Source organism: Actinomadura rudentiformis (assembly GCF_008923185.1).
Taxonomy (GTDB): domain Bacteria; phylum Actinomycetota; class Actinomycetes; order Streptosporangiales; family Streptosporangiaceae; genus Spirillospora; species Spirillospora rudentiformis.
Map to the genome: position 1 here is coordinate 85,854 of NZ_WBMT01000003.1, position 24,388 is coordinate 110,241.

General features: G+C 69.2%; 22 protein-coding genes. 1 reads left to right on the forward strand and 21 read right to left on the reverse strand.

The features are described from left to right. Nucleotides 1–29 precede the first annotated feature (29 nt). From F8566_RS06960 to F8566_RS07050, 19 genes are all read right to left on the reverse strand, one after another. Nucleotides 30–1,604 (reverse strand): NADH-quinone oxidoreductase subunit M, encoded by a 1,575-nt coding sequence (locus F8566_RS06960; protein WP_151559119.1) that lies wholly within the window; start codon nucleotides 1,602–1,604, stop codon nucleotides 30–32. Then, nucleotides 1,604–3,514, reverse strand: coding sequence for an NADH-quinone oxidoreductase subunit L (gene nuoL / locus F8566_RS06965; protein ID WP_151559487.1), 1,911 nt, complete (start codon nucleotides 3,512–3,514; stop codon nucleotides 1,604–1,606). The genes F8566_RS06960 and nuoL overlap by 1 nt, the downstream gene beginning before the upstream one ends. A gap of 21 nt (nucleotides 3,515–3,535) precedes the next feature. Further along, the gene (gene nuoK, locus F8566_RS06970; protein WP_151559120.1) at nucleotides 3,536–3,835 is read right to left on the reverse strand and encodes an NADH-quinone oxidoreductase subunit NuoK; all 300 of its coding nucleotides are present in this window, start codon (nucleotides 3,833–3,835) and stop codon (nucleotides 3,536–3,538) included. Continuing rightward, a complete protein-coding gene (locus F8566_RS06975) occupies nucleotides 3,832–4,761 on the reverse strand; it encodes an NADH-quinone oxidoreductase subunit J (protein WP_404800270.1) in 930 nt (309 codons plus the stop codon). Before F8566_RS06975 ends, nuoK begins: the two co-directional genes overlap by 4 nt. Continuing rightward, entirely contained in the window at nucleotides 4,758–5,381 is a 624-nt protein-coding gene (nuoI, locus tag F8566_RS06980) for an NADH-quinone oxidoreductase subunit NuoI (RefSeq protein ID WP_151559121.1), read from the reverse strand. Before nuoI ends, F8566_RS06975 begins: the two co-directional genes overlap by 4 nt. Then, nucleotides 5,368–6,753 carry an NADH-quinone oxidoreductase subunit NuoH gene (gene nuoH / locus F8566_RS06985; protein WP_151559122.1) on the reverse strand — a complete coding sequence of 462 codons (1,386 nt, stop codon included), beginning with the start codon at nucleotides 6,751–6,753 and terminating at the stop codon, nucleotides 5,368–5,370. Before nuoH ends, nuoI begins: the two co-directional genes overlap by 14 nt. After that, nucleotides 6,750–9,176: an NADH-quinone oxidoreductase subunit G gene (locus F8566_RS06990; protein ID WP_151559123.1), complete on the reverse strand. Its 2,427-nt coding sequence runs from the start codon at nucleotides 9,174–9,176 to the stop codon at nucleotides 6,750–6,752. The genes nuoH and F8566_RS06990 overlap by 4 nt, the downstream gene beginning before the upstream one ends. After that, the gene (gene nuoF / locus F8566_RS06995) at nucleotides 9,173–10,474 is read right to left on the reverse strand and encodes an NADH-quinone oxidoreductase subunit NuoF (RefSeq protein WP_151559124.1); all 1,302 of its coding nucleotides are present in this window, start codon (nucleotides 10,472–10,474) and stop codon (nucleotides 9,173–9,175) included. Before nuoF ends, F8566_RS06990 begins: the two co-directional genes overlap by 4 nt. After that, complete coding sequence (nuoE, locus tag F8566_RS07000; protein ID WP_151559125.1) at nucleotides 10,471–11,256, reverse strand: NADH-quinone oxidoreductase subunit NuoE; 786 nt, start codon at nucleotides 11,254–11,256, stop codon at nucleotides 10,471–10,473. Before nuoE ends, nuoF begins: the two co-directional genes overlap by 4 nt. Next, nucleotides 11,256–12,605 carry an NADH-quinone oxidoreductase subunit D gene (locus F8566_RS07005; protein ID WP_151559126.1) on the reverse strand — a complete coding sequence of 450 codons (1,350 nt, stop codon included), beginning with the start codon at nucleotides 12,603–12,605 and terminating at the stop codon, nucleotides 11,256–11,258. The genes nuoE and F8566_RS07005 overlap by 1 nt, the downstream gene beginning before the upstream one ends. After that, nucleotides 12,602–13,381 (reverse strand): NADH-quinone oxidoreductase subunit C, encoded by a 780-nt coding sequence (locus F8566_RS07010; protein ID WP_151559127.1) that lies wholly within the window; start codon nucleotides 13,379–13,381, stop codon nucleotides 12,602–12,604. Before F8566_RS07010 ends, F8566_RS07005 begins: the two co-directional genes overlap by 4 nt. After that, the gene (locus F8566_RS07015; RefSeq protein WP_151559128.1) at nucleotides 13,381–13,929 is read right to left on the reverse strand and encodes a NuoB/complex I 20 kDa subunit family protein; all 549 of its coding nucleotides are present in this window, start codon (nucleotides 13,927–13,929) and stop codon (nucleotides 13,381–13,383) included. The genes F8566_RS07010 and F8566_RS07015 overlap by 1 nt, the downstream gene beginning before the upstream one ends. 1 nt (nucleotide 13,930) lies before the next feature. Further along, nucleotides 13,931–14,290, reverse strand: a complete 360-nt coding sequence (locus F8566_RS07020) for an NADH-quinone oxidoreductase subunit A (RefSeq protein ID WP_151559129.1) — start codon at nucleotides 14,288–14,290, stop codon at nucleotides 13,931–13,933. A 183-nt stretch (nucleotides 14,291–14,473) separates the two neighbouring features. Continuing rightward, a complete protein-coding gene (locus F8566_RS07025) occupies nucleotides 14,474–15,730 on the reverse strand; it encodes a geranylgeranyl reductase family protein (RefSeq protein ID WP_151559130.1) in 1,257 nt (418 codons plus the stop codon). Between the two features lie 122 nt (nucleotides 15,731–15,852). Beyond that, a complete protein-coding gene (locus F8566_RS07030) occupies nucleotides 15,853–16,554 on the reverse strand; it encodes a demethylmenaquinone methyltransferase (RefSeq protein ID WP_151559131.1) in 702 nt (233 codons plus the stop codon). Nucleotides 16,555–16,629: 75 nt separating this feature from the next. After that, nucleotides 16,630–17,871 (reverse strand): glycosyltransferase family 4 protein, encoded by a 1,242-nt coding sequence (locus F8566_RS07035; RefSeq protein WP_151559132.1) that lies wholly within the window; start codon nucleotides 17,869–17,871, stop codon nucleotides 16,630–16,632. 85 nt (nucleotides 17,872–17,956) lie between these two features. Then, on the reverse strand, nucleotides 17,957–21,187 hold the full coding sequence (locus F8566_RS07040; RefSeq protein ID WP_151559133.1) for a S8 family serine peptidase: 3,231 nt from the start codon (nucleotides 21,185–21,187) through the stop codon (nucleotides 17,957–17,959). A gap of 83 nt (nucleotides 21,188–21,270) precedes the next feature. After that, nucleotides 21,271–21,519, reverse strand: coding sequence for a DUF4229 domain-containing protein (locus F8566_RS07045; RefSeq protein ID WP_151559134.1), 249 nt, complete (start codon nucleotides 21,517–21,519; stop codon nucleotides 21,271–21,273). 90 nt (nucleotides 21,520–21,609) lie between these two features. Then, nucleotides 21,610–22,569 (reverse strand): threonine ammonia-lyase, encoded by a 960-nt coding sequence (locus F8566_RS07050; RefSeq protein WP_151559135.1) that lies wholly within the window; start codon nucleotides 22,567–22,569, stop codon nucleotides 21,610–21,612. Nucleotides 22,570–22,813: 244 nt separating this feature from the next. On the opposite strand from F8566_RS07050, the gene F8566_RS07055 reads away from it, so the two are divergent. Then, a complete protein-coding gene (locus F8566_RS07055; RefSeq protein ID WP_151559136.1) occupies nucleotides 22,814–23,014 on the forward strand; it encodes a BldC family transcriptional regulator in 201 nt (66 codons plus the stop codon). Between the two features lie 74 nt (nucleotides 23,015–23,088). On the opposite strand, the gene F8566_RS07060 is transcribed toward F8566_RS07055, so the two are convergent. Both F8566_RS07060 and F8566_RS07065 read right to left on the reverse strand, forming a co-directional pair. Then, nucleotides 23,089–23,355, reverse strand: coding sequence for a hypothetical protein (locus F8566_RS07060; RefSeq protein WP_151559137.1), 267 nt, complete (start codon nucleotides 23,353–23,355; stop codon nucleotides 23,089–23,091). An 85-nt stretch (nucleotides 23,356–23,440) separates the two neighbouring features. Further along, on the reverse strand, nucleotides 23,441–24,385 hold the full coding sequence (locus F8566_RS07065; RefSeq protein WP_151559138.1) for a hypothetical protein: 945 nt from the start codon (nucleotides 24,383–24,385) through the stop codon (nucleotides 23,441–23,443). Nucleotides 24,386–24,388 lie beyond the last annotated feature (3 nt).

Here is a 24,388-nt window from a genome sequence, read left to right on the forward strand (position 1 = left end):
GTTCTCCGTCACGGACCCAGCAAAGACGATCACGGGCGCGCTCCGATCTCGGCGACGTTGCCGGTGGGGGCCGGATCCTTCTTGTCGACCCGGCTCAGGGTCTGCTCCACCGACGGGTTGATCACGTTCAGCACCGGCTGCGGGAAGAATCCCATCACCACGATGAGCGCGATGATCGGCCCGACCGCCCACACCTCGCGGGTGGACAGATCGGCCATGCCCTTGACCTTCTCGGTGGGAGGCCCGCCCATCGTCCGCTGGTACATCCAGAGGATGTAGATGGCGGCGAGGATGATGCCCGTCGTGGCGATCAGAGCCGGCACCTTGTAGCGGGTGAACGTCCCGGTCAGCACCAGGAACTCCGACACGAACGGCGCGAGGCCCGGCAGCGACAACCCCGACAGCCCGGCGACCAGGAACATCCCGGCGAGCCTCGGGGCCTCCTTCTGGACGCCGCCGTACGCGTCGACCCGGGCCGACCGGCGCCGGACGATCATGAAGCCGACGATCAGGAACAGCGCGCCGGTGGAGAAGCCGTGGTTGACCATGTAGAGCGCGGCACCCGACTGGCCCTGCGAGGTCATCGCGAAGATGCCCAGCACGATGAACCCGAAGTGCGAGATCGAGGTGTAGGCGACCAGCCGCTTCAGGTCGACCTGCCCGATCGCGAGCACCGCGCCGTAGATGATGCTGATCACGGCCAGGGTGAGGACCACCGGGGTCGCCCAGTTGGCCGCGCCAGGGAAGAGCTCCAGGCAGAACCGCAGCATCCCGTACGTGCCGACCTTGTCCAGCACGCCCACGATCAGTACCAGCGCGCCGGCCGGGGACTGCCCGGCGGCGTCCGGCAGCCAGGTGTGCACCGGCACCATCGGCGCCTTGATCGCGAACGCGATGAAGAAGCCCACGAAGAGCCACTTGGCCGTGGTGGGGTCGATGTTGAGCTTGCTCAGCTCGCTGAACAGGAACGTGCCCTGCCCGAGCCCGCCCTCGCTCGCCGGCTTGGCCGACAGCGGGTAGAGCCAGATCACCGCGACGAGCATGATCAGCCCGCCGAACAGCGAGTAGAGCAGGAACTTCACCGCGGCGTACGAGCGCTGCGCGCCGCCGTAGGACCCGATGATGAAGTACACCGGGATCAGCATCGCCTCGAAGAAGACGTAGAAGAGGAAGACGTCGGTCGCCGCGAAGACGCCGATCATCATCGACTCCAGCGCCAGGATCAGCACGAAGTACGTCTTCACCGAGCGCCTGGCGGGCACGTCGACGCCGCCCGACCGGTCCGCGTCGTTCCACGAGGCCAGGATGACCAGCGGGACCAGCACCACCGACAGCAGCACCAGCGTCAGCGCGACGCCGTCCACGCCGACCGCCCAGTGGACCCCGAACTGCTTGATCCACCAGTAGGTCTCGTCGAACTGGAACCGCGCCCCGCCGGTGTCGAACTGCGACGCCATCACACCGGCGACCACCGCGACCACCAGCGAGACACCGAGCGCGACCCGCTTGACCAGCTCATCGCCCCCGCGTGGCAGCAGCCCCACGATCAGCGCGCCGAGCAGCGGCAACGCGATGAGGACGCTCAGCCAGGGAAAGTCTTCCATCAGACGTTCACCACCAGGAGCGCCGCCACGACAAGAGCTGCGCCGAAGAACATGGACAGGGCATAAGAACGGGCGAAGCCGGTCTGGACGCGCCGGACCCGGCCCGAGGTGCCGCCGATCCCAGCCGCGAGGCCGTTCACCGCGCCGTCCACGCCCCGGTTGTCGAACCAGACCGCCAGCCGGGTCAGCCACTGGCCGGGCCGCATGAGCAGCGACTCGTTCAGGGCGTCCCCGTAGAGGTCCTTGCGTGCGGCGACCGTGACGAACGAGCCCTTCGGCGCCTCACGCGGCACCGGCCGGGCCCCGTACTGCCGCCAGGCGATCCCGACGCCGATGAGCATCAGCACGAACGTCGCGATGCCCGGCCCGGTGATCGGCTTGAAGCCGTGGTGCTCGGGCTCGCCCACGACCGGCGCCAGGAAGTCGGAGAAGCCGCCGAGGATCAGGAAGCCGCCGGCGAACACCGACCCGACCGCCAGCACCATCAGGGGCACGGTCATGACCTTGGGCGACTCGTGCGGGTGCGCGTCCTCGTCCCAGCGCTTCTCGCCGTAGAACGTCATGAACATCACGCGCGACATGTAGTACGCGGTGATGCCCGCGCCGAGCAGCGCGCACGCACCGAGGATCATCCCCGAGGTGCCGCCCTTCTCGAACGCGGCCTCGATGATGCCGTCCTTGGTGAACCAGCCCGACAGCCCCGGGAAACCGATGATCGCCAGGTAGCCGAGCCCGAACGTGGCCCACGTCAGCACCATCATCGAGCGGAGCGCGCCGTAGTGGCGCATGTTGACGTCGTCCTTCATGCCGTGCATGACCGACCCGGCTCCGAGGAACAGCCCCGCCTTGAAGAAGCCGTGCGCGATGAGGTGCGCGATGGCGAAGGCGTATCCGGCCTTGCCGAGCCCGGCGGCCAGGTGCATGTAGCCGATCTGCGACATCGTCGAGCCGGCCAGCGCCTTCTTGATGTCGTCCTTGCCGGTACCGATGATCGCACCGGCGAGCAGCGTGGCGGCTCCGACGATCGTCACGACGAGCTGCGCCGTCTCGGACATCTCGAAGATCGCCGCGGACCGCACGATCAGGTAGACACCGGCGGTCACCATGGTGGCCGCGTGGATGAGCGCCGACACCGGCGTCGGGCCCTCCATCGCGTCCAGCAACCAGGACTGCAGCGGGAGCTGGGCCGACTTGCCGCACGCACCCAGCAGCAACAGCAGGCCGATCGCGGTCGCCGTGCCGGTGCCGAGCTTGGAGGCGAGCCCCACGTGCTCGGCGCCCGTGCCCAGGATCTGGTCGAACGAGACGGTGCCGAACGTGGCGAACATCAGCATGATCGCCGCGACCAGGCCGAAGTCGCCGACCCGGTTGACCACGAACGCCTTCTTGGCCGCGGTGGCCGCGGTCGGCTTGTACTGCCAGAACCCGATCAGCAGGTACGAGGCGAGACCCACGCCCTCCCAGCCGATGAACATCGCGACGTAGTTGTCACCGAGCACCAGCAGCAGCATCGCCGCGACGAACAGGTTCAGATAGGCGAAGAACTTCCGCCGTTCCTGATCGTGCGCCATGTAGCCGATGGAGTAGATGTGGATCAGCGAGCCGACCCCGGTGATCAAGAGCACGAAGCTGATGGACAGCGGGTCCACCAGCAGCCCCATGTCGACCTTGAACGAGCCGACGTCGAAGAACTCCCAGAGGTGCAGGGTCCGGCGGCGCTCCTCGGCGCCGTAGCCGAGCATCTGGACGAACATCACCGCGCCGACCACGAACGAGCCGACCGACATCAGCACGCCGAGGAGGTGTCCCCACTTGTCGGTGCGGCGCCCGCCCAGCAGCAGGATCGCCGCGCCCGCCAGCGGGAGCGCTATGAGGAGCCAGGCGAGCGCCTGAACTCCTTCTGCTTCCAATCCAGCCTTCACCAGCGCACCTCAGTACTTCAGCAGGTTCGCGTCGTCCACCGACGAGGACCTGCGGGTCCGGAAGATGGTCATGATGATCGCGAGGCCCACCACGACCTCGGCCGCCGCCACCACCATCACGAAGAACGCGATGATCTGGCCGTCGAGGTTGCCGTGCATGCGGGAGAACGACACGAACGCGAGGTTCGTGGCGTTGAGCATGAGCTCGACGCACATGAACACCACGATCGCGTTGCGGCGCACGAGCACGCCGACCGCGCCGATGGTGAACAGGAGCGCCGAGAGGGCCAGGTAGTGCCCGGGACTCATCGACCAGCCTCGCCTTCGTTCGACGGGAGCACCGGTGTCCCGGCCTTGACCTCCCGCGCCTCGGCCTCCGCGCCCTCGGCCTCTTCCGTCACGGCCTTCACGGCGGCCACGTCCTGCTCGAGCGCCTCCTCCTCGGTCCCGCCGTACAGGTCGGCGTGCCGGGAGGCGGTGTCGGTGCGGGCCGCGATGACCGGGTTGACCGACAGCTCGGACGGCGTCCCGTCGGGCAGCAGCGCGGGCATGTCGACCGCGTTGTGCCGCGCGTACGTACCGGGGCCGGGCAGCGGTCCGGGGTGTTGACCCGACACGCCGGCCGCTCCAGCCGCATACGTCTCGAACCGCTTCTTCGACAGGTCCCGCTGGGTCGGCTTGGGCGTGGTGCGCTCGCGGTGCGCCAGCACCATCGCGCCGAGCGCGGCGGTGATCAGCAGCGCGCTCGTCGCCTCGAACGCGAACACGTACTTGCCGAACAGCAACCGGGCCAGGCCGACCACGTTGCCTTCACCGTTGGCCTGCTTGAGGCCCGCCGAGTCGCTCACCGCCGCGTCCCCGAGACCGAAGACCAGCAGCACCAGGAAGCCGATCCCGGCGACGCCCGCCCACAGCCGCTGCCCGCGGATCGTCTCCACCAGCGAGTCGGTGGAGCTCACCCCCACGAGCATCAGGACGAACAGGAAGAGCATCAGCACGGCGCCGGTGTAGACGATCACCTGGACGAACGCGAGGAACGGCGCGTCCTGGATCGCGTACAGCGCCGCCAGCGACAACATCACGACCGCCAGCATCAGCGCGGAGTGCACCGCCCGCCGCATGAAGATCATGCCGAGCGCGGCGAGCACCGACGCGATCGCCAGCACCCAGAAGAAGAACGGCTCGCCCGGCTGCGCGTCGGCGACCTGGGCGACCGTGACCACGTCCGCCCTCACTTCTTCTCACCCTCTTCGCGACGCTTCCTGCGGGCACGCTTCTCGCGGGCCACCGCGGCGTCCACGCTCGCGCGCCCGCCGCCCTCGCTCGGCACGCCCGGACCCTCGTCCGGCTGGAGGCCGAGGCGGTAGTAGTCCTCCTCGGTCTCGCCGAGGCGCATCGCGTGCGGCGGCGTCTCCATGCCCTCGCGGAGCGGCGCCAGCAGCATGTCCTTGGTGTAGATGAGGCTCTCGCGGCTGTCGTCGGCGAGCTCGTACTCGTTCGTCATCGTGAGCGCCCGCGTGGGGCACGCCTCGATGCACAGCCCGCACAGGATGCAGCGCAGATAGTTGATCTGGTAGACGCGGCCGTACCGCTCACCCGGCGAGTAGCGCTCGTCCTCGGTGTTGTCGGCGCCCTCGACGAAGATGGCGTCGGCGGGACAGGCCCAGGCGCACAGCTCGCAGCCGATGCACTTCTCCAGCCCGTCGGGCCAGCGGTTGAGCTGGTGCCGGCCGTGGAACCGCGGTGCGGTCGGCTTCTTCACCTCGGGGTACTGGACGGTCTCGCTCTTGGTGAACATCTGGTGGAACGAGACCCCGAACCCCTTGACCGGGTTCAGGAAGTCAGTGAAGCCCACTGGTGACCTCCTTACGAGAGGTAGTGGTCTTTCCGTGGTAGTGGGGCGCGTCCATCGGCGGCACCGGGAATCCGCCCGCCGCGGCCACGTCGGCGGGAGCGGCGGGCTGCCCGGCGGCGCCGGCTCCACCGCCCGCCAGGTCCGGCACGATCTGCTTCTCCTTGTCGCCGTCGCCGCGGGCGGTCTCCCAGACCAGCGTGACGACGATGATCACACCCAGCACGATCGCGGAGTAGATCGAGATCTGGCCCATGTCGTAGCCCTCGTTCTTGAAGGCCCGGATGGTGGCGACCAGCAGGATCCAGCCCAGCGAGAAGGGCATCAGCACCTTCCAGCCGAGCTTCATCAGCTGGTCGTAGCGGACCCGCGGGAGCGTGCCGCGCAGCCAGATGAAGAAGAAGATGAACGCGACGAGCTTGAGGACGAACCAGAGCACCGGCCACCAGCCCTGGTTGGCTCCCGCCCACACCGTGGAGATCGGCGCCGGGGCGCGCCAGCCGCCCAGGAAGAGCGTGGTGCACAGCGCCGACAGCGTCGCGAGGTTGATGTACTCCGCGAGGAAGAACATCGCGAACTTCAGCGACGAGTACTCGGTGTGGAAGCCTCCGACGAGCTCGCCCTCACCCTCGGGAAGGTCGAACGGGATGCGGTTCGACTCGCCCATCATCGTGATCACGTAGACCAGGAACGACGGGAACAGCAGGAGCACGAACCACTTGTCGGCCTGCGCGTTGACGATGCCGGTCGTCGACATGGTCCCCGCGAAGAGGAACACCGCGACGAACGACAGGCCCATCGCGATCTCGTACGAGATGACCTGCGCCGACGAGCGCAGCCCGCCGAGCAGCGAGTAGGGCGACATCGACGACCAGCCCGCCAGCACGATCCCGTAGACGCCCATCGACGACATCGCCAGCACCAGCAGGACCGCCACCGGCAGGTCCGTGCCCTGCAGCGCGGTCTGGTGACCGAAGATCGAGACCGTCGGGCCGAACGGGATGATGGCGAACGAGATGAACGCCGGCACCGCGGAGATGATCGGCGCCAGAATGAAGACGATCTTGTCGACCTGGCGGGGGACGATGTCCTCCTTGAGCGCCAGCTTCACGCCGTCCGCGAGGCCCTGCAGCAGGCCGAACGGGCCGGCGCGGTTGGGCCCGACGCGCAGCTGCATCCGGCCGATGACGCGGCGTTCCATCCACATGGACATCAGCACGGTGACCACGAGGAAGACGAAGATGGCCAGCACCTTGCCGCCGATCAGCCACCACGGGTCCTTGCCGAAGGTGGTGAGCGTCGGGTCGGTGGCGGCCGGTCCGGCAACGGCCGTGACCTCCGCGGCGGCCGTGGCCAGGGTGGCGTGCAGACTCATCGGGAGCCTCCAGAGGAGATCTTGACCACGGTTCCCGCGGCCACGCCAAGATCGCGGTAGAGGGCACAGCCGGCCGAGTTCGTCGGCAGCCAGACCACCCGGTCCGGCAGGTCGGCGGTGACCTCCAGCGGCAGCGTGACCTCGCCGTGCCCGGCGGACACGACGACCGAGGCGTCAGAGCCGGTCGCGCCGATCTCGGCGGCGGTCGCGGGCGACAGCCGCACCACCGCGGGCTTGGCCGTGCCGGCCAGGTACGGCTCGCCGTCCTGCATCCTGCCCTTGTCGAGCAGCAGCCGCCAGGTGGCCAGCAGTGCCTCGCCGCGTTCGGGCTGCGGCTGGGCGCCCTGCGCCACGTTCGGCGCCGCGGGCCGCTCACCCCGGTAGGCGCCGAGCATGGCGAGCTCGCGCCGCGCGGCCTCCGGTCCCGGCAGCGCCAGGTGCACGTCCATCTCGTTCGCCAGCGCGTCCAGGACTCGCAGGTCGGACATGCGCCCGGTGGACTTGAGCACGACCTCGAACGGGCGGCCGCGGCCCTCCCAGTCGACGAACGTGCCGGACTTCTCGGCGACCGCCGCGACCGGCAGCACCACGTCGGCGCGGTCGGTGACCGCGCTGACCCGCTGCTCCAGGCTCACCACGAAGGGCGCGGCCTCCAGGGCGGCCAGCGCCGCCTGCGGGTCCGGCAGGTCGTACGGGTCGAAGCCGCCGACCAGCAGCGCCTCCCGGTCGCCCGTCGCCGCGGCCGCGAGGATCTCGCCCGTGTCGCGTCCGGGCGCGGACGGCAGCTCGGCGACGCCCCACGTGCGCGCCACCTCGGCGCGCGCGTCGGCGTCGGTGACCGGGCGGCCGATCGGCAGCAGCCCGGGCAGCGCCCCGGCCTCGATCGCGCCGCGCTCACCCGCCCGCCGCGGCACCCAGACCAGCCGGGCGCCGGTGACCTGCGCCAGCCGGACCACGCTGGAGAGCGCGCCGGGGGCGGCCGCCAGCCGCTCGCCGACCATGATGATCGACCCGGCCGGCAGCGTGTCGCCGGCGGAGGTGACCAGCTCGCCGAGCACCTCGGCCTCGGCGCCCGGCCGGGCCGGCAGCAGCGTGCCGCCGACCTTCTCCAGACCCCGGGTGGCGTAGGGGGCGACCGCCAGGACCTTCAGCCCCTTCTTGCGGAACGCCTTGCGGAGCCGCAGGAAGACGATCGGCGACTCCTCCTCCGGCTCGAACCCGGCCAGCAGGACCGCCGGCGCGTTCTCCAGATCGGAGTAGGAGACCTCGATGTCGCGGCCCGCGACCGAGGAGGCCAGGAACTCGGCCTCCTCGCGCGAGTGCGGCCGGGCGCGGAAGTCGACGTCGTTGGTGCCGAGCGCGATGCGGGCGAACTTGGCGTACGCGTAGGCGTCCTCCAGGGTCACCCGCCCGCCGGTCAGCACGCTCGCCTTGCCGCGCGCCCGGGCCAGGCCCTCGGCCGCGATCGTGAGCGCCTCCGGCCAGGAGGCGGGCTCCAGCACGCCCTCCTCGTTGCGGACGAGCGGGTGGTTGAGACGGTCGGGCTGGGTGGCGTAGGTGAACGCCCACCGGCCCTTGTCGCAGTTCCACTCCTCGTTCACCTGCGGGTCGTCACCGGCCAGCCGCCGCGTGATCTTGCCGCGCCGGGAGTCGGCGCGCATCGCACAGCCGGACGCGCAGTGCTCGCAGGTGGTCGGCGTCGACACCAGGTCGAACGGCCGCGACCGGAACCGGTAGGCCGCGCCGGTCAGCGCGCCGACCGGGCAGATCTGCACGGTGTTGCCGGAGAAGTAGGACTGGAACGGTTTGTCCTCCGCCGCGCCGACCTGCTCCTTGGCGCCGCGTTCGAACAGGTCGATGAACGCGTCGCCGGCGATCTGGTCGGAGAACCGGGTGCACCGGGCGCACTGGATGCAGCGCTCCCGGTCGAGCAGCACCTGGCTGGACAGCGGGATCGGCTTGGGGAACGTCCGCTTGGTCTCGGTGAACCGCGTCTCGCCCCTGCCGTTGGACATCGCCTGGTTCTGCAGGGGGCACTCGCCGCCCTTGTCGCAGATCGGGCAGTCCAGCGGGTGGTTGATGAGCAGCAGTTCCATGACGCCGTGCTGCGCCTTGTCGGCCACCGGCGAGGTCAGCTGGGTCTTGATGACCATGCCGGGCATCACGGTGGTCGTGCAGGACGCCTGCGGCTTGGGCATCCCCCGCCCGTTGCCCGCGTCCGGGATCTCCACCAGGCACTGGCGGCAGGCCCCGACGGGGTCGAGCAGCGGATGGTCGCAGAAGCGCGGGATCTGGATGCCGAGCAGCTCGGCGGCCCGGATGATCAGCGTGCCCTTGGGCACCTCGATCTCGAAGCCGTCGATGGTGACCGGCACCATCTCCTCCGCCTTTGTCACCGCCTTCTTGTCATCGGTGACGGTCATCGGGCGGCACCTCCCCACAGCGTGGACTTGGCCGGGTCGAACGGGCAGCCGCCCTGCTCGAAGTGCTGGAGGTACTCGTCGCGGAAGAGCTTGATGGACGAGACCACCGGGCTCGTCGCACCGTCGCCCAGCGCGCAGAACGAGCGGCCGAGGATGTTGTCCGACAGGTCGAGGAGGGTCTCCAGGTCCTCTTCCTTGCCGTCCCCGGCCTCCAGGCGCTTGAGCATCTGCTTGTACCAGTAGGTGCCCTCGCGGCACGGCGTGCACTTGCCGCACGACTCGTGCGCGTAGAACTCCGACCAGCGCAGCACGGCCCGGACGACGCAGGTCGTCTCGTCGAAGATCTGCAGCGCCCGGGTGCCGAGCATCGAGCCCGCGGCTCCCACCGACTCGAAGTCGAGGGGAACGTCCAGGTGCTGGTCGGTGAAGATCGGGGTGGAGGACCCGCCGGGCGTCCAGAACTTCAGCCGGTGGCCCTCGCGGATCCCGCCCGCCATGTCGAGGAGTTCGCGCAGAGTGATGCCGAGCGGCGCCTCGTACTGCCCGGGCTTGGTCACGTGCCCCGACAGCGAGAAGATCCCGAAGCCCTTGGACTTCTCGGTGCCCATCGAGGCGAACCAGTCCGCGCCGTTCTCCACGATCGAGGGAACCGAGGCGATCGACTCGACGTTATTGATCACAGTGGGACCGCCGTAGAGTCCCGCGACCGCCGGGAAGGGGGGCTTCAGCCGAGGTTGGCCGCGGAACCCTTCCAGCGAGTCGAGCAGCGCCGTCTCCTCGCCGCAGATGTACGCCCCGGCGCCGGTGTGCACGACCAGTTCGAGGTCGTAGCCGCTGCCGAGGATGTCCTTGCCGAGGTAGCCGGCCTCGTATGCCTCCGCGACCGCCGCCTGAAGGCGCCGGATCACGTGCAGCACCTCGCCGCGCACGTAGATGAACGCGTAGTTGGAGCGGATCGCGTAGGAGCTGATGATGACGCCCTCGACCAGCACGTGCGGGTTGGCCATCATCAGCGGGATGTCCTTGCACGTGCCCGGCTCGGACTCGTCGGCGTTCACGACCAGGTACCGCGGGTTGGGGCTGGTCGGCGGCAGGAACCCCCACTTCATCCCGGTGGGGAAGCCCGCGCCGCCGCGGCCGCGCAGACCGGAGTCCTTCACCGCCTGCACGATGGTGTCCGGCTCCATGTCGAACGCCTTGCGCAGGGCCTTGTAGCCGCCCTCGCGCTCGTACGCGGCGCGCGTGAAGGAGTCGCTCTGGTCCCAGTTCTTGGTGAGAACGGGGGTCAGCGTCGTCACTTGTTCTCACCTTCCTGGCTGCCGGGCTTGACCGCGCCGCCGATGGGCTTGCCGGGCTCGTTCGGCGGCGGATCGGTGATCTCGCGCGGCTTGACCGGCTCGTGCGGCTGCTGCCCGTTGTCCCCGTTCGGCTCGGGGGCGGTCCAGCCGCGCTCCTTGGCGAGCGCGAGACCGACCAGCGACTCGGCTCCGGCCTGGAGCCCCTCGCCGGCCCTGCCGTCCGGGAACCCCGCCAGCACGCGGGAGGCCTCCTTCCAGCTGCACAGGCTCTTGGGCCCGCGTGAAGGAAGCACTTCCTTACCGGAACGCAGGTCGTCGACCAGTTCCTTGGCCTTGCCGGGAGTCATGTTGTCGAAGAACTCCCAGTTGACCGTCATCACCGGCGCGAAGTCGCAGGCCGCGTTGCACTCGATGCGCTCCAGCGACACCTTGCCGTCCGGCGTGGCCTCATCGTGGCCGACGCCCAGGTGGTCGCTGACCTCGTTCCAGATCTGGTCGCCGCCCATCACCGCGCAGAGCGTGTTGATGCAGACGCCCACGTGGTACTCGCCGACCGGGGCCCGCTTGTACTGCGTGTAGAAGGTGCTGACGCCGGTGACCTGGGCGGGGGTGATGCCCAGCTGCTCAGCGCAGAACTCGATGCCGTCCTGGGTGATGTGCCCGTCCACCGACTGCACCAGGTGCAACATCGGCAGCAGCGCCGACCGGGGCTTGGGATAGCGCCCGATGATCTCCTTGGCGTCCGCTTCGAGGCGCTCACGCACGTCGGGTTCATAAGCCATTAACGGTCCACTCCCCCCATGACGGGGTCGATCGATGCGACGGCGGCGATGACGTCGGCGATCATTCCGCCCTCGGCCATCGCCGGGGTGGCCTGCAGGTTGGTGAAGGACGGATCGCGGAAGTGCACGCGGTAGGGGCGGGTGCCGCCGTCGCTCACCACGTGCACGCCGAGCTCGCCGCGCGGCGACTCGATGGCCGCGTACGCCTGCCCGGCCGGGACCCGGAAGCCCTCGGTCACCAGCTTGAAGTGGTGGATGAGGGCCTCCATCGAGGTGCCCATGATGTGCGCGATGTGGCGCGGCGAGTTGCCCATGCCGTCGGCGCCGATGGCCAGCTGCGCCGGCCAGCCGATCTTCTTGTCCTCGATCATCACCGGGCCCTTGACCGACTGCAGCCGCTCCACGCACTGCTCGACGATCTTCAGGGACTCCTCCATCTCCTGCATGCGCACGAGATAGCGGCCGTAGACGTCGCTGGTGTCCTGCGTGGCCACCTCGAAGTCGTAGGTCTCGTAGCCGCAGTAGGGCTGCGACTTGCGCAGGTCCCACGGCAGGCCCGTCGCGCGGAGCATGGGGCCGGTGATGCCCATGGCCATGCAGCCGGTCAGGTCGAGGTACGCGATGTCCTTGGTGCGTGCCAGGTAGACCGGGTTGGAGTCCATGAGCTTCCGCAGCGCCTGGATGCGCTTCGGCATGCGGTCCAGGTAGTCGCGGACCGAGCTCAGGGCCCCGCTCGGCAGATCCTGCGCGACGCCGCCGGGACGCACGTACGCCATGTTCATGCGCAGGCCCGTGATCTCCTCGAAGAGGTCAAGGGTGTACTCGCGCTCGATGAACCCGTTGAGCATGACCGTCGTGGCGCCCAGCTCCAGGCCGAACGTGGCGATCGCGACCAGGTGCGAGGAGATGCGGTTGAGCTCCATCATCATCACGCGGATGATCTGGGCCCGCTCCGGCACCTGGTCGGTGACGCCGAGCAGCTTCTCCACGCCCAGGCAGTACGCCGTCTCGTTGAAGATCGGCGCCAGGTAGTCCATGCGCGTGCAGAACGTGGTGCCCTGCGTCCAGGTGCGGAACTCCATGTTCTTCTCGATGCCGGTGTGCAGGTAGCCGATGCCCACGCGGCACTCGTTCACGGTCTCGCCGTCGAGCGTCAGGATGAGCCGGAGCACGCCGTGCGTGGACGGGTGCTGCGGGCCCATGTTGACGACCAGGCGCTCGTCGCCCAGGTCCTCCGCGGCGCCGACGACCTTGTCCCAGTCCTGGCCGCCGACGTCGAAGACCTTGCCCTCTGCGGCCTCTTCGGCGGCGTACGCGTCGTATTCGGTGTATTTCGTGGACGGACTCATACGTACGACCTCCGCTCATCTGGCGGCGGGATCTCGGCGCCGCGGTACTCGACGGGGATGCCGCCGAGCGGGTAGTCCTTGCGCTGCGGGTGGCCGACCCAGTCGTCCGGCATCTCGATGCGGGTGAGCGCCGGATGCCCGTCGTAGACGATCCCGAAGAAGTCGTAGGTCTCCCGCTCGTGCCAGTCGGCGGTCGGGTAGACCGGGACGAGCGACGGGATGTGCGGGTCGGCGTCGGGGCAGGTCGACTCCAGCCGGACGCGCCGGTTGTGCGTGATCGACAGGAGGTGCACGACCGAGTGCAGCTCGGCGCCGGTGTCCTGCGGGTAGTGCACGCCGGAGACGCCGGAGCACAGCTCGAACCGCAGCGACGGCTCGTCCCGCATGGTCCTGGCGACCGCGGCCAGGTGCTCGCGCTTGACGAAGAACGTCATCTCGCCCCGGTCGACCACGACACGCTCGATCGCATCGCCGAAGTCGGGCCCCGCTTTCTCCGGGGACGACCCCGGACCCCCAAGAGCACGTTCCAGCTCGTCGGCGACCTCGTCGAAGACGCCCGCCTCGGCGGCGCCCTCCGGCCCGCCGTAGGGGCGCGGAGTGGAGACCTTCGGCGACTGCCGGACGACCAGGCCGCCGTAGCCGGAGGTGTCACCGGTGGTCTTGGCGCCGAACATGCCCATGCGGGCGACCGGCTGCTCCTTGCGCTCCTCCTCGGAGTGCGCCGGCAACTGGTCCGCGGCCTGCTCCGCCTGCTGCTCTGGATGCTGAGAACTCATCAGAGGGTCCCCTGTCCAAGCAGCGGGAGCTGGCGGCGCTTGGCCTCTTCCAGCTGCTCGATCTGCTTCGCGCGCTGCGGGCCGAGCTTGGTGTTCTGGATCTTGTCGTGCAGCTTGAGGATCGCGTCCAGGAGCATCTCCGGCCGCGGCGGGCAGCCGGGCAGGTAGATGTCCACCGGGACGATGTGGTCGACGCCCTGCACGATCGCGTAGTTGTTGAACATGCCGCCGGAGGAGGCGCACACGCCCATCGCGATGACCCACTTGGGCTCGGTCATCTGGTCGTAGATCTGCCGGAGCACCGGGGCCATCTTCTGGCTCACCCGGCCGGCAACGATCATCAGGTCGGCCTGCCGCGGCGTCGCCGACGCCCGTTCCATCCCCCAGCGGGAGAAGTCGTGGCGGGGGTCGCCGGTCGCCATCATCTCAATCGCGCAACACGCGAGGCCGAAGGTGGCGGGCCACACCGAACTCTTGCGCGCCCACCCGGCGACCTGCTCGACGGTCGTCAGCAGGAAGCCGCTGGGGAGTTTCTCTTCAAGACCCATATCAGTCCCACTCCAGACCACCGCGCCGCCAGATGTAGGCGTACGCCACCAGCACGGTGAGGATGAACAGGACCATCTCCACAAGACCGAAAATTCCGAGGTGGTCGAAGGCGACCGCCCAGGGATAAAGGAAGATGATCTCAATGTCGAAGACGATGAAGAGCATCGCCGTCAGGTAGTACTTCACCGGGAAACGCCCGCCGCCGGCCGGCTGCGGGGTCGGCTCGATACCGCATTCGTAGGCGTCCAGCCGGGCCCGGTTCCAGCGCTTGGGACCCGTGAAGGCGGCCATCGCCACCGAACCCGCCGCGAAGGCGAAGGCGAGCACTCCAAGCACGATGATCGGAACATAGAGATCCATGCCTCTACAGCCCCTCCTCGGTTCGTACGACGTTGTACGGGGCGTGCCGCGAGTCCAGCCCGGAGGCATTTCTCGGACACGTCTCGATGGCGCATCCCGGTCCAAGTTCGTGACGTCCGTCACGAATACGGGTCGCCACCTTAGCCAAGGCGATCAATAGCACTCCCCTCCGGGGGGTCGGTCTCAAGCGGCGGGAGCCACCTTCTGCATCGCGTTGATGACCCGGTCCATCGCGTCACCGCCCTTGGGGTCGGTGAGATTCGCCAGGAGCTTGAGCGTGAACCGCATCAACGTGGGGTGGGGCAGGCCGTGCGTGGTCAGGAACTTCATGACCCGCGGGTCGCCGATGGCCTGGACGAACACGCGGGCGAGGGTGAAGTAGCCGCCGTGCTCGTCCTTGAGAATGCGGGGGTATTCGTACAGCGTCCGCTCCCGCTGCGCGGGGGTCCGCCGGGCGAGCGCCTGAACGATGATGTCGGCGGCGAGATGGCCGGATTCGAGGGCGTAGTCGATGCCCTCCCCGTTGAACGGGTTGATCATCCCGCCGGAGTCGCCGACCAGCAGCATGCCGCGCGTGTAGTGCGGCTGCCGGTTGAAGCCCATGGGGAGCGCCGCGCCGCGGATCGGGCTGGTCGCGTGCTCCTCATCGAACTGCCATTCCTCGGGCATGTTGGCGCACCAGCGTTTGAGCATGCCCCGGTAATCGACGTTCTGGAACGACTTACTCGTGTTGAGGAGGCCCAATCCGACGTTGCAGGTGCCGTCGGCCACCGGGAAGACCCAGCCGTAGCCGGGCAGCAGGCGCTGGCCGTCCCACAGCTCCAGCCAGGCCTCCATGTACTCGTCGGTGGAGCGGGGGCTCTCGAAGTAGCGCCGGACGGCCACGCCCATCGGCCGGTCCTCGCGCCGCCGCAGGCCCATGGCCAGCGACAACCGTGACGAGTTGCCGTCGGCGGCCACGACGAGCGGCGCGTGGAACTCCACGTCCTCGTCCTCGTACCTGGCGGTCACACCGATGATCCGGTCGGTCCGCTCGTCCAGGATCGGCGCCTGGACGTTGCAGCCCTGCAGGAGCTTGGCCCCGGCCTTGACCGCGTGCTCGGCCAGCAGCTGGTCGAGGTCCATGCGCGTCCGCACGAGCCCGAAGTCGGGGAAGCTCGCCAGCTCCGGCCACGGCAGCTCGATCTTGGTGCCGCCGCCGTAGATGCGCAGGCCCTTGTTGCGGGCCCATCCGGGCGCGTTGATGTCCACGCCCATGCCGACCAGTGCCCGCACGGCGCGCGGCGTGAGCCCGTCGCCGCAGATCTTGTCGCGCGGGAACGTCGCCTTCTCCAGCAGCAACACGTCCAGGCCGGCCTGCGCCAGCCAGTAGGCGGTCCCGGACCCGGCGGGGCCGGCCCCGACGACGATGACGTCTGCCGTGCGGGTGGAGTCGGTCACAGCGTCCTCTTTAGCTCGTTCGCTTGTGAAGTACTTCACAAGGATCCGTTGGGGAGTCTATTCCTTATTGGCGGCCCGTGGGTACCTCTGCGCATCCAGAGATTTGGACCGGTCCCATGACGTCAGCCCGGGTTGATGGCGTGGTGGAGGGCCACGACCCCGAACGTCAGATTGCGCCAGCGGACCTTCTCCCAGCCCGCCTTCTGGATCAGCCCGGCCAGCGCCGCCTGGTCGGGCCACGCCAGCGTCGATTCGGCCAAGTACCTGTAGGAATCGGGGTTTGAGCTGACTCTGGACAGGAGCGGCAGCCCGTACCGCATGTGCATCTTGTGGCCCGTCGCCAGCAATCCGTTCGGCGGGTGACTGACCTCACAGACCAGCAGCCGTCCACCCGGCTTGGCGACCCGCCGCAGCTCCCGGAGCGCGAGATCCGTGTCCGCGACGTTGCGCAATCCGAACGAAATCGTCACCGCGTCGAAAGAACCGTCCCCGAACGGAAGCCTCAACGCGTCCCCCGCCACGAACCGCAGCCGCTCGACGCCCGCTTGCCGCCGGACACCGACCCGCAACATCCCGAGCGAGAAGTCACAGGCCACCGTCTCCGCCCCCGCTTCGGCGAACGGCACCGACGACGTCCCCGTCCCCGCGGCCAGGTCGAGGATCCGCTCCCCCGGCCGGGCGTCCACGGCCCTGACCACCTCCCGCCGCCACCGCCGGTCCTGTCCACCGGTCATCAGGCTGTTGAGCAGGTCGTACCGCTCGGCGGTGCTGTCGAACATCGCGGCGACGTCGGCGGGCTGCTTGTCGAGTGAAGCGCGGGTCATGCCCCCAACCATAGAAGGCCCCGCCACCCGGAATGCGAAGGCGGGCCGCCCCTACGGCCGGACCGGCGAGTCATCTCAGGACGGCCGGGTGATCAGTTCGCGGATCAGGGTGGTCCAGCGAGTGGCGATCAGATCGGGGTCGTAGGCCTGGGATGAGCGGCAGGCCTGGTCGCCGAGGCGGTGGCGGAGGGCCGCGTCCGCCATCAGCTTGCGCAGGGCGGCGGTGAGGGCCTGGACGTCCTCGGCCGGTACGAGGACGCCGTCGACGCCGTCGATGATCATCTCGGCGGGGCCGGTGGGGCAGTCGAAGGCGACGACCGGGAGACCCTTGCTCATGGCCTCGATGATGACCATGGGCAGGCCCTCGAAGCGCGACGAGAGGACGTGGATGGAGGCCCGGGTCATCTCGTCGGCGAGGTGAGGGGTGCGGCCCCGGAGGGCGATCTGGGTCTTGAGGCCCTTCTCGGCGATCTGCGTCTTGAGGTGGGCCCGCTGCGGGCCCGAGCCGAAGATGCGGAGGGTCCAGTCGGGGAACTCGGCGGCGAGCGGCTCGTACGCCTGGATGAGGAGGTCGAATCCTTTCTGGGTGGTCAGGCGGCCCGCGGCGAGGATCACCTTGGCGTCGCGGGCGGATGGGCCCCCGGCCAGCTTGGGCACGGCGTTCGGGATGAGCTCGATCCGCACCTGTGAGCCCTGGAGCAATGACGTGTAGGCCGCACGCGAGTGTTCGGTCAGGACGGAGAGGGCGTCCAAGCGGTGGTAGGAGCGCGTGATCTCGCGGCGGACGTTGGAGTGGTAGGCATCGAGATTCATGTGGTCCTGGCCTATCGAGACCGTGCCGCGCGGTGCGAGTTCGGCGGCCAGGAGATTGAGTGACGGGCGCGTGCCCACCAGGACGCTCGGGGAGCGTCCGCAGAGGATGAGGAGAAGGCGGAGGTCCGTGTAGAGATTCATCCTCTTGAAGGTGGGGTCGCCGATGGGCGTGATCACACTCGGCAGACGGGACAGGAGCCGGGCAAGAAATGTTGGGCCGGCGGTGCGGTCGTCGGCGAAGCGCACGTGGACGTTCGGCGGGATGGGAAAGAACGGCTCCGGCTTGCTGCGGACCACGCTGACGATCTCGATGTCGTGGTCGCGGGCGAGGTGGCCGCTGAGGTTGAGCACCGTGCGGATGGTGCCGCCCATCCCGTGCGCGTGCTGGAGAAGAACGCGCACCCGCGGTCGTTCTCCGGGTCTGGGCACCCGGCGCAGCAACAGCAGTTGGCGCACCGTGAACAGCACCATCCGGCGCAGAATCCGGTGAAGTCGTCGTCGCATGAATCGGCTCCGTCCAGGGTTGTGTACTAGTACCCGTTCGGAGCGGGGCAAAGGTTGCCTGGCGGAGCCGATTCACGCATATCGATCAGCGCAGGCCGTAGGCGCGGAGGACGGTCTGCTCCGCCGAGGCGGCGTCGCCGTCGGAGGCGCGGAGGCGGAGCGAAACGTGGCCTTGGTGGGTTGTCGGGTGAACGAGCTGGGCCTGCCAGCGGTTGGTCCCGTCAGCAGTCACCTTGGTCTCGTGCCATGTCCTGCCGTCGTCGTACGAGACCTCGGCCGTCAGTGTCCGCAGGGTGGGCAGGGGATGGGCCTGGGTGTCCAGGCGCGTGTCGACGACCTTGACGGTCAGTTGGAACGGGCCGGATGGTGCGCGGTTGTCGAGGTCGAACGGGCCGGTGGCGCGCAGGGAGTAGAGCGGGGGCTCCTCGCCCGCCTTGGACGTTGGGGTGTAGGGGAAGGTCCAGCGGGCCTCTGACCTGGTGCCCAGCGCCGTCCACGCGACCTGGCGGGTGGCCGTCGCATGCACAGAGTAGGAGGCCCGGCCCGGCGGGGTGGTGACGGCGACCGTATGGGAGTCGGCGGAGCCGAGCAGCTGCCCGTCCCGGTGGACGGTGACGGTGGTCTGGGTCTCGGGCTTCGTCTGCCATGAGGCGTTCGCCGAGTCGAAGGGCCCGACGGTGACCGCCATGGGGCACCTGGCGCACTTGCGCATGCCTCGTGAGGACGTGGTGAACGCCGCTTTGTTCCAGTCGGCGCGCAGCGAACGGCCGGCGGACATCGGCGGGTCGAGCGCGTTCTCCACGAAGCCTGTGTTCGACTCGCCGGTTTCTAGATAGCGAGCCCAGTTCACGTTTTGTACCGGCGAGTAGAACTCGATGCGGCGGCCGGGCAACGAAACGGCGTATTCGCCTCCTCCACTCGGGAAGAACTGACCGGGCAAGACCACGCCCGTAGTGCGGCGGCCGGAGAGCGGTTTGTCGGAGTGATAGCGAGAGTCCAGCCGCGCGAGTCGGCGGTCCGGGACACGGAATGTGGGATTGGCCGGGATTCGCTTCTGGCTGAGCAGAGCGAGATGGTAAGCGCGGGGTCCGTCCGGCTCGACGCGCGTGGTCACGAAGTAGAAGGCGTACGGGTGATCGGTGGTCTTCGCGGACGGCTCCGCGAAGAGTCCGACGGCCGGGCTGTCGGAGCCGATGCCGAAGATGGCCGCGTTCCCGGCGACGGTCTCTGACACCCCTGCCTCGTCGAATCCGCTCTGCACCGCGGTACGGCTGTCCAGCCGGGCGGAGACGCGCTTGCCACGGCGGGCGTCGGCGTGGATCGTGATGTCGCGATCGACGTCGAGGACGGGCCGGGAGAAAAGAGTGCTGTCCTTGAACGTGCCGTCAGCGGCCAGGGTGTTGACGGCGGCGGTCAGCCCGTACCGGCCGGCCGGGACGCGTGCGACGACCTTGCCGCCGCTGACGAACGTGCGGGCGTATTCACCGGTCTTCAGATCGATGAGCCCGACCCAGGGCAGCGACTCGACCGTGCCGCCCACGGGCTGTCCCGTCCTGTCGATGCCGCTCAGCGTCACGGTGTGAAGGGGCGGCTCCACGAAGGCTCCGACCGGCAGCGTCAGCTGACCGGCGGTGAGCCTGCCGCTGTACGAACCGGTCGCAGAGGCCTTGGCGGGGTCGACGGTCACGGAGGCGGACGCCGTTCCGTTGGCGGGAATCTCGATCTTCGCGGGGCTGACCTCGAACATGCCCTCGGGGGCCGGTTCACCGGACGGGTTCCGGGCGGCGAGGTCGAGATCGAGGGTCACCGGGGCCGAGGAGTCGTTGCGGAAGGTCACGGCCTTGCCGGCCTTCGCCTTGACGTGGAAGGACAGGCTGCCCTCGTCGGTCCAGATCCGCTGGGAGACGGCCCGGCCGACATCGACGCGTCCCGCGCCCTGCCGGTAGACGGTGTCGGTGTCGTTGGGCTTGGCGGTGTTCATCAGAGCGGCTTTGAGACGTGCGGGTGCCCAGCCGGGATTGGCCTGGGCGATGAGGGCGGCGGCACCCGCCACGTGCGGCGTCGCCATCGACGTGCCGCTGGCGCGCACATAGCGGTCGCCGACCGGCTCACCGAGCTCGGTGCCCTGCGCGCGAGCGGCGGCGATGTCGACGCCGGGCGCGGTGATGTCGGGTTTGACGGCGCCGTCACCTGGACGCGGTCCGCTACTGGAGAACGGCGCCCGGCTGTCGTCTCCGTCCACGGCACCCACGGTCAGAGCGGCGTCGGCGAGGCCGGGCGCGCCGACGGATTCGTCGGCGCCTGCGTTGCCGGAAGCGACGACGAAGAGGGTTCCGGTGCGAGCCGTGAGGGTGTTGACGGCGGCGGAGACCGGATCCGTGCCGTCGCTGGGCAGGGACACCCCGAGGCTCAGGTTCACGACGCGGAGTCGCTGCCCGGCTGTCCACTCCATGCCCGCGATGAGCTGCGACATGGTGCCGTTGCCGGCATCGTCGAGCACCTTGCCGACAACCAGCTTGGCGTCGGGCGCGACGCCCCGGAAACGCCGGTCGGCGACACCGTCACCGGTGATGATCGAGGCGACATGGGTGCCGTGGCCGTTGCCGTCTTGCACGCCCTTGGCGTTCCCGGTGAAGTCCTTGGAAGCGGCGACTGCGTCCGCGAGGTCCGGGTGGCCCGCGTCGATGCCCGTGTCGAGGACCCCGACCGTCACACCCTTGCCCGTACGGCCCGCCTCCCATGCCGCGGGCGCCCCGATGCGCGGCACGCTCTTGTCGAGGCTCGCCCGTACCCGCGCGTCCAGCCACACTCTGGCGTTCCCGGCCTTGACCGAGGCCCAGAAGGTCGCGGCCTGGTCCTTGCGGGTACTGACGGCCGCCCCGTTCAGCGCCCCCAGCGTCCTGGTGACCCGGGTGCCGGAGGGCCGCGCCGCGCCGGCGACGATCAGCGGCAGGTCGCGGCGCTTCCGGTCGTCATATCCGTCGCGGAGGAGACGGCTGACGTTGAAGAGCCCGGCGTCCAGGCGTCCGGCGGTCACCAGGGGCGCGGCGTCGGCCGGGACGATGGTCAGCTCGCGCCTGTGCACCCGGCGGAAGAAGACCAGGCCTTTGCGGCCGGGACCTGGCTCGATCCGTACGGACCGGCCGTTCACATGCACTTTGTCGCCGGTCACCAGGGTCACGCTCACGCGCTGGTCCGGGGACGGGACCGGCCCGTCGGTGGCCGTGGCGTCTGCCGTCAACGGTGACAGCGCGGTGGCGAGCGTGGCCAGCGCGATGGCACCGGCCGTTCTCGCGCGATAGGCAGGGGGTCGCATCGTTGGGCTCCTCCTTGTGATCATTCACAAGGAAGTGGCCCGGCGAGGCGGAACGTTGCAGGCGCCGGAGAAGGAGATGCCGGCTAGTTGGTCTGGCCGTCCTCTTTGGTGCGGGACTGCTCGAACTTCTTGCGGCGCGCCTGGAGCCCGGAGGTGACGGCGGACGACATCGCGTCCCGCTGGCCGGACAGCAGGACGAAGCTGATGATCCCGCTGATCAGCAGGGCCAGCAGGAGCAGCAGCACGCCGCGGGCGCCGAAGAGCGCGAGGACGGCGGCGGTGGCGACGAAGATGCCCAGCCGCGCGGCGGTGTAGGAGATGACGGAACGCATGACGCTTCGAGACTACCCGCGCCCGGTCGCAGCCCGTCCGCCACCTGGCCCTTACGACGTTCACGTGAGCGATTCACATGAGCGCCGCCCTCACGCGAGCACCTCCAGGAATAGCGCCGGGTCCACGTTGCCGCCGGACAGCACCGACACATAGGTCTCCGCGGCCGGGAGCTCGTGGCGGTGGAAGAGATAGCCCGCGGTCGCCACGGCGCCGCCGGGCTCGGCGATGAGCCGGGTCTGGCGGGCGAGCCTGCGCATCGTCTGCCGGATCTCGTCTTCGGTGACCGTGATGATGTCGTCCACGAACTCGTTGATGTGGGCGAACGGCAGGTCGCCGAGCCGCTGGGCACGCAGCGCGTCGGCGATGGTGCGGCCGGTCTCCTCGGCCGACCAGGCGACCGGCTTGCCCGCGCGGAACGAGGCGCGGGCGTCGGCGGCGAGCTCGGGCTCCACCCCGATGACCTTGGTCTCCGGGCTCAGCTGCTTGACCGCGGCGGCGACGCCGGCGATGAGGCCCCCGCCGCCGACCGGGACCAGCACGACTCCGGCTTCCGGGCAATCTTGAACGATCTCCAGGCCGACGGTGCCCTGACCCGCGATGATTCCCGCATGGTCAAAGGGCGGCACGAGCGTGAATCCGTGCGCCTCGGCCAGCCGTTCGGCGGTGGCGACCCGGTCCTCCATCGTGGGCTCGACGTACACGATCTCCGCGCCCAGCGCCATGCACGCCTCGACCTTCACACCGGGGGTGGTGTGCGGGATGACGAGTACCACCGGAATGTCCAATGCCCGTGCCGTATAGGCGACCGCTTGCGCATGGTTACCACTGGAATGCGTCACCACACCCTTCTGCCGCTGGTCTTCCGGCATCGCGGCGATCGTCGCGTATGCACCGCGCAGTTTGAACGCACCGATCGGCTGCAGCGACTCGGCCTTCACCAGGAGCCGCGGATCGCTCAGCGGAAAGGGCACGAGCGGGGTTCGGACGGCGACACCCGCGAGCTGCGCGGCCGCGCGTTCGACCTCCTCCAGAGGCACGAGATCGGACATGCGACCGAGCCTACGGGGATGTCCTCTGAGGTGGTTAAGGGGCGGTTCCGATCGGGACACGGCGCGGTTATAGAGATCGACGTGACCACTGTGCCCAATGCCATGTTTACTTCACGTTATTTCTGCTGTTCGCGCGATCACTCACGGTGATGTTTTGCGAAAACAAGGGAGAAATCGGTCTTGACCCGCCACACTAGGAAACAGTCCACCCGCACCGAGAGCGGGACAAAGGGGGAGAGATAACGTGGAAAGCACGAGCGAGCGTCTGCTCACCCCAGGAGAGGTCGCAGCCCTCTTCCGGGTCGATCCCAAGACCGTGACGCGCTGGGCCGCGGCCGGCAGGATCAGCAGCATCCGCACTCCCGGCGGGCACCGCCGTTTCCGCGAGTCCGAAGTACACGCGCTGCTGCGCGGGGAAGAGCCGGTAGCCGAGCACGTGCGCTGAGCACCTGAGACCCGACTCGGTCCGCCCTTCCCCCGCGGCGGCCCTCTTCTCCTTCACCGCCAAGACCTCATCCCTCACCGGGACTGGTCGTCCCTGCCCGCCTTCCACTCCTCGAACTGACGGAGCAGGTCGGCGTCCCCGTCGCGCCAGCCGCGGCGCTTCTCCTCCAGCTCCGCCTCGGTCAGTGACTGGCCGAGCAGCCGGTCGTAGTCGGGGTCGCCGGGGCCGATCTCCACGTACGCCTGGGCGATGATCCGTCCCTCGTCCGTGCCCTCGTCGGGGTTGAGCAGAACGCTCTGGGGCACCCGGAGCGTTCCGTCGGGTAGCCGGATCACGTACATCGTCGATCACCTTCGGTGCTGGTCGTGCAGCCTTGAGGTTCCGTTCGGGGTTTCCATCGCTGGTCCGTCAGATATCGCTGGTCCGTCAGATTCCGTATCTTCGGTTGAAGAAGAGCATGACGTCGAGGGCGGCGCGAATGTTGCCGGCGAGCATATCGACCAGGGCGGGTCGCTGCCGGGCGGAGATCGCGGCGAACGCGTCGGCGAAGAACTCCCGGCGGCCGAGATCATCCGGCTGCAGGTGGAAATCGCTGGCGAGGAACGGCCGGCACTGGTCGTACAACGCCCGGAACGCCGGGCTGTCGGACTGCCAGCCGCCGTCCCCGCCGTCGATGTCGTCGAGGGCGTGGCCGACCTCGTGCATCATCACGTCGGGGGTGGGTGAGGGGCGGTCCCCCACCACGATCTTCCGGTCGCCGTACGCGCCGGCGCAGATGTCCCAGGTCGCGCGGCCGGACGGCAGCGGCCGGTCGCGCAGATGACCCATGTCGTCGAGCTGCGGGACGCCGCCCGGGCCCACGTAGATGCCGTCGAGCCCGCTCGCCAGCTTTTCCTTGAGCGAGTCGGGCAGGCCCGCGAGGCTCTCGACGGCCCGGACGACCTCGGGGGTCGGCGGGCCCTGCCGGGCGTCCCACTGGCGGTAGAGGATCCCCTCCAGCACGCCACAGTGCAGGCGGCCGTCGGCGGCGGGATTCGGCATGCCGGGAGGATGCGGCTCGGCACGCGGCAGCTCGTCGTCGAGCTCGAAGTCACGCCACGAATAGCCGACCGGGCGCGCATCCCTACGGGCGCCTCCGGGGCGCCGGGGCCCGACCGCGGCGTCGGAGGCCGCGTCGGCCGCGGCCCGCACCGCGAAGTCGTCGTCCCGCCCCGCCTTGCGGAACCTGCCGAACCGATCCCGTGGCTGGTTGCTGCGCGGGCGGAACTGCCGGGTCTCCGGACGCTGCCCCGAGTCCGGAGGCGCGGGCGACGGCGAATACGAGGTGTCCCTCAGTTCCCGGGACTTGCGATGGATGCCTCTGAAGCGCATCGG

Coding starts and splice junctions, on each gene's coding strand:
- F8566_RS06960 (WP_151559119.1), bottom strand. CDS start 1,604: ATGGAAGACTTTCCCTGGCTGAGCGTCCTCATCGCGTTGCCGCTGCTC.
- nuoK (WP_151559120.1), bottom strand. CDS start 3,835: ATGAGTCCCGGGCACTACCTGGCCCTCTCGGCGCTCCTGTTCACCATC.
- nuoH (WP_151559122.1), bottom strand. CDS start 6,753: ATGAGTCTGCACGCCACCCTGGCCACGGCCGCCGCGGAGGTCACGGCC.
- F8566_RS06990 (WP_151559123.1), bottom strand. CDS start 9,176: ATGACCGTCACCGATGACAAGAAGGCGGTGACAAAGGCGGAGGAGATG.
- nuoE (WP_151559125.1), bottom strand. CDS start 11,256: ATGGCTTATGAACCCGACGTGCGTGAGCGCCTCGAAGCGGACGCCAAG.
- F8566_RS07005 (WP_151559126.1), bottom strand. CDS start 12,605: ATGAGTCCGTCCACGAAATACACCGAATACGACGCGTACGCCGCCGAA.
- F8566_RS07010 (WP_151559127.1), bottom strand. CDS start 13,381: ATGAGTTCTCAGCATCCAGAGCAGCAGGCGGAGCAGGCCGCGGACCAG.
- F8566_RS07015 (WP_151559128.1), bottom strand. CDS start 13,929: ATGGGTCTTGAAGAGAAACTCCCCAGCGGCTTCCTGCTGACGACCGTC.
- F8566_RS07020 (WP_151559129.1), bottom strand. CDS start 14,290: ATGGATCTCTATGTTCCGATCATCGTGCTTGGAGTGCTCGCCTTCGCC.
- F8566_RS07030 (WP_151559131.1), bottom strand. CDS start 16,554: ATGACCCGCGCTTCACTCGACAAGCAGCCCGCCGACGTCGCCGCGATG.
- F8566_RS07035 (WP_151559132.1), bottom strand. CDS start 17,871: ATGCGACGACGACTTCACCGGATTCTGCGCCGGATGGTGCTGTTCACG.
- F8566_RS07040 (WP_151559133.1), bottom strand. CDS start 21,187: ATGCGACCCCCTGCCTATCGCGCGAGAACGGCCGGTGCCATCGCGCTG.
- F8566_RS07045 (WP_151559134.1), bottom strand. CDS start 21,519: ATGCGTTCCGTCATCTCCTACACCGCCGCGCGGCTGGGCATCTTCGTC.
- F8566_RS07050 (WP_151559135.1), bottom strand. CDS start 22,569: ATGTCCGATCTCGTGCCTCTGGAGGAGGTCGAACGCGCGGCCGCGCAG.
- F8566_RS07060 (WP_151559137.1), bottom strand. CDS start 23,355: ATGTACGTGATCCGGCTACCCGACGGAACGCTCCGGGTGCCCCAGAGC.
- F8566_RS07065 (WP_151559138.1), bottom strand. CDS start 24,385: ATGCGCTTCAGAGGCATCCATCGCAAGTCCCGGGAACTGAGGGACACC.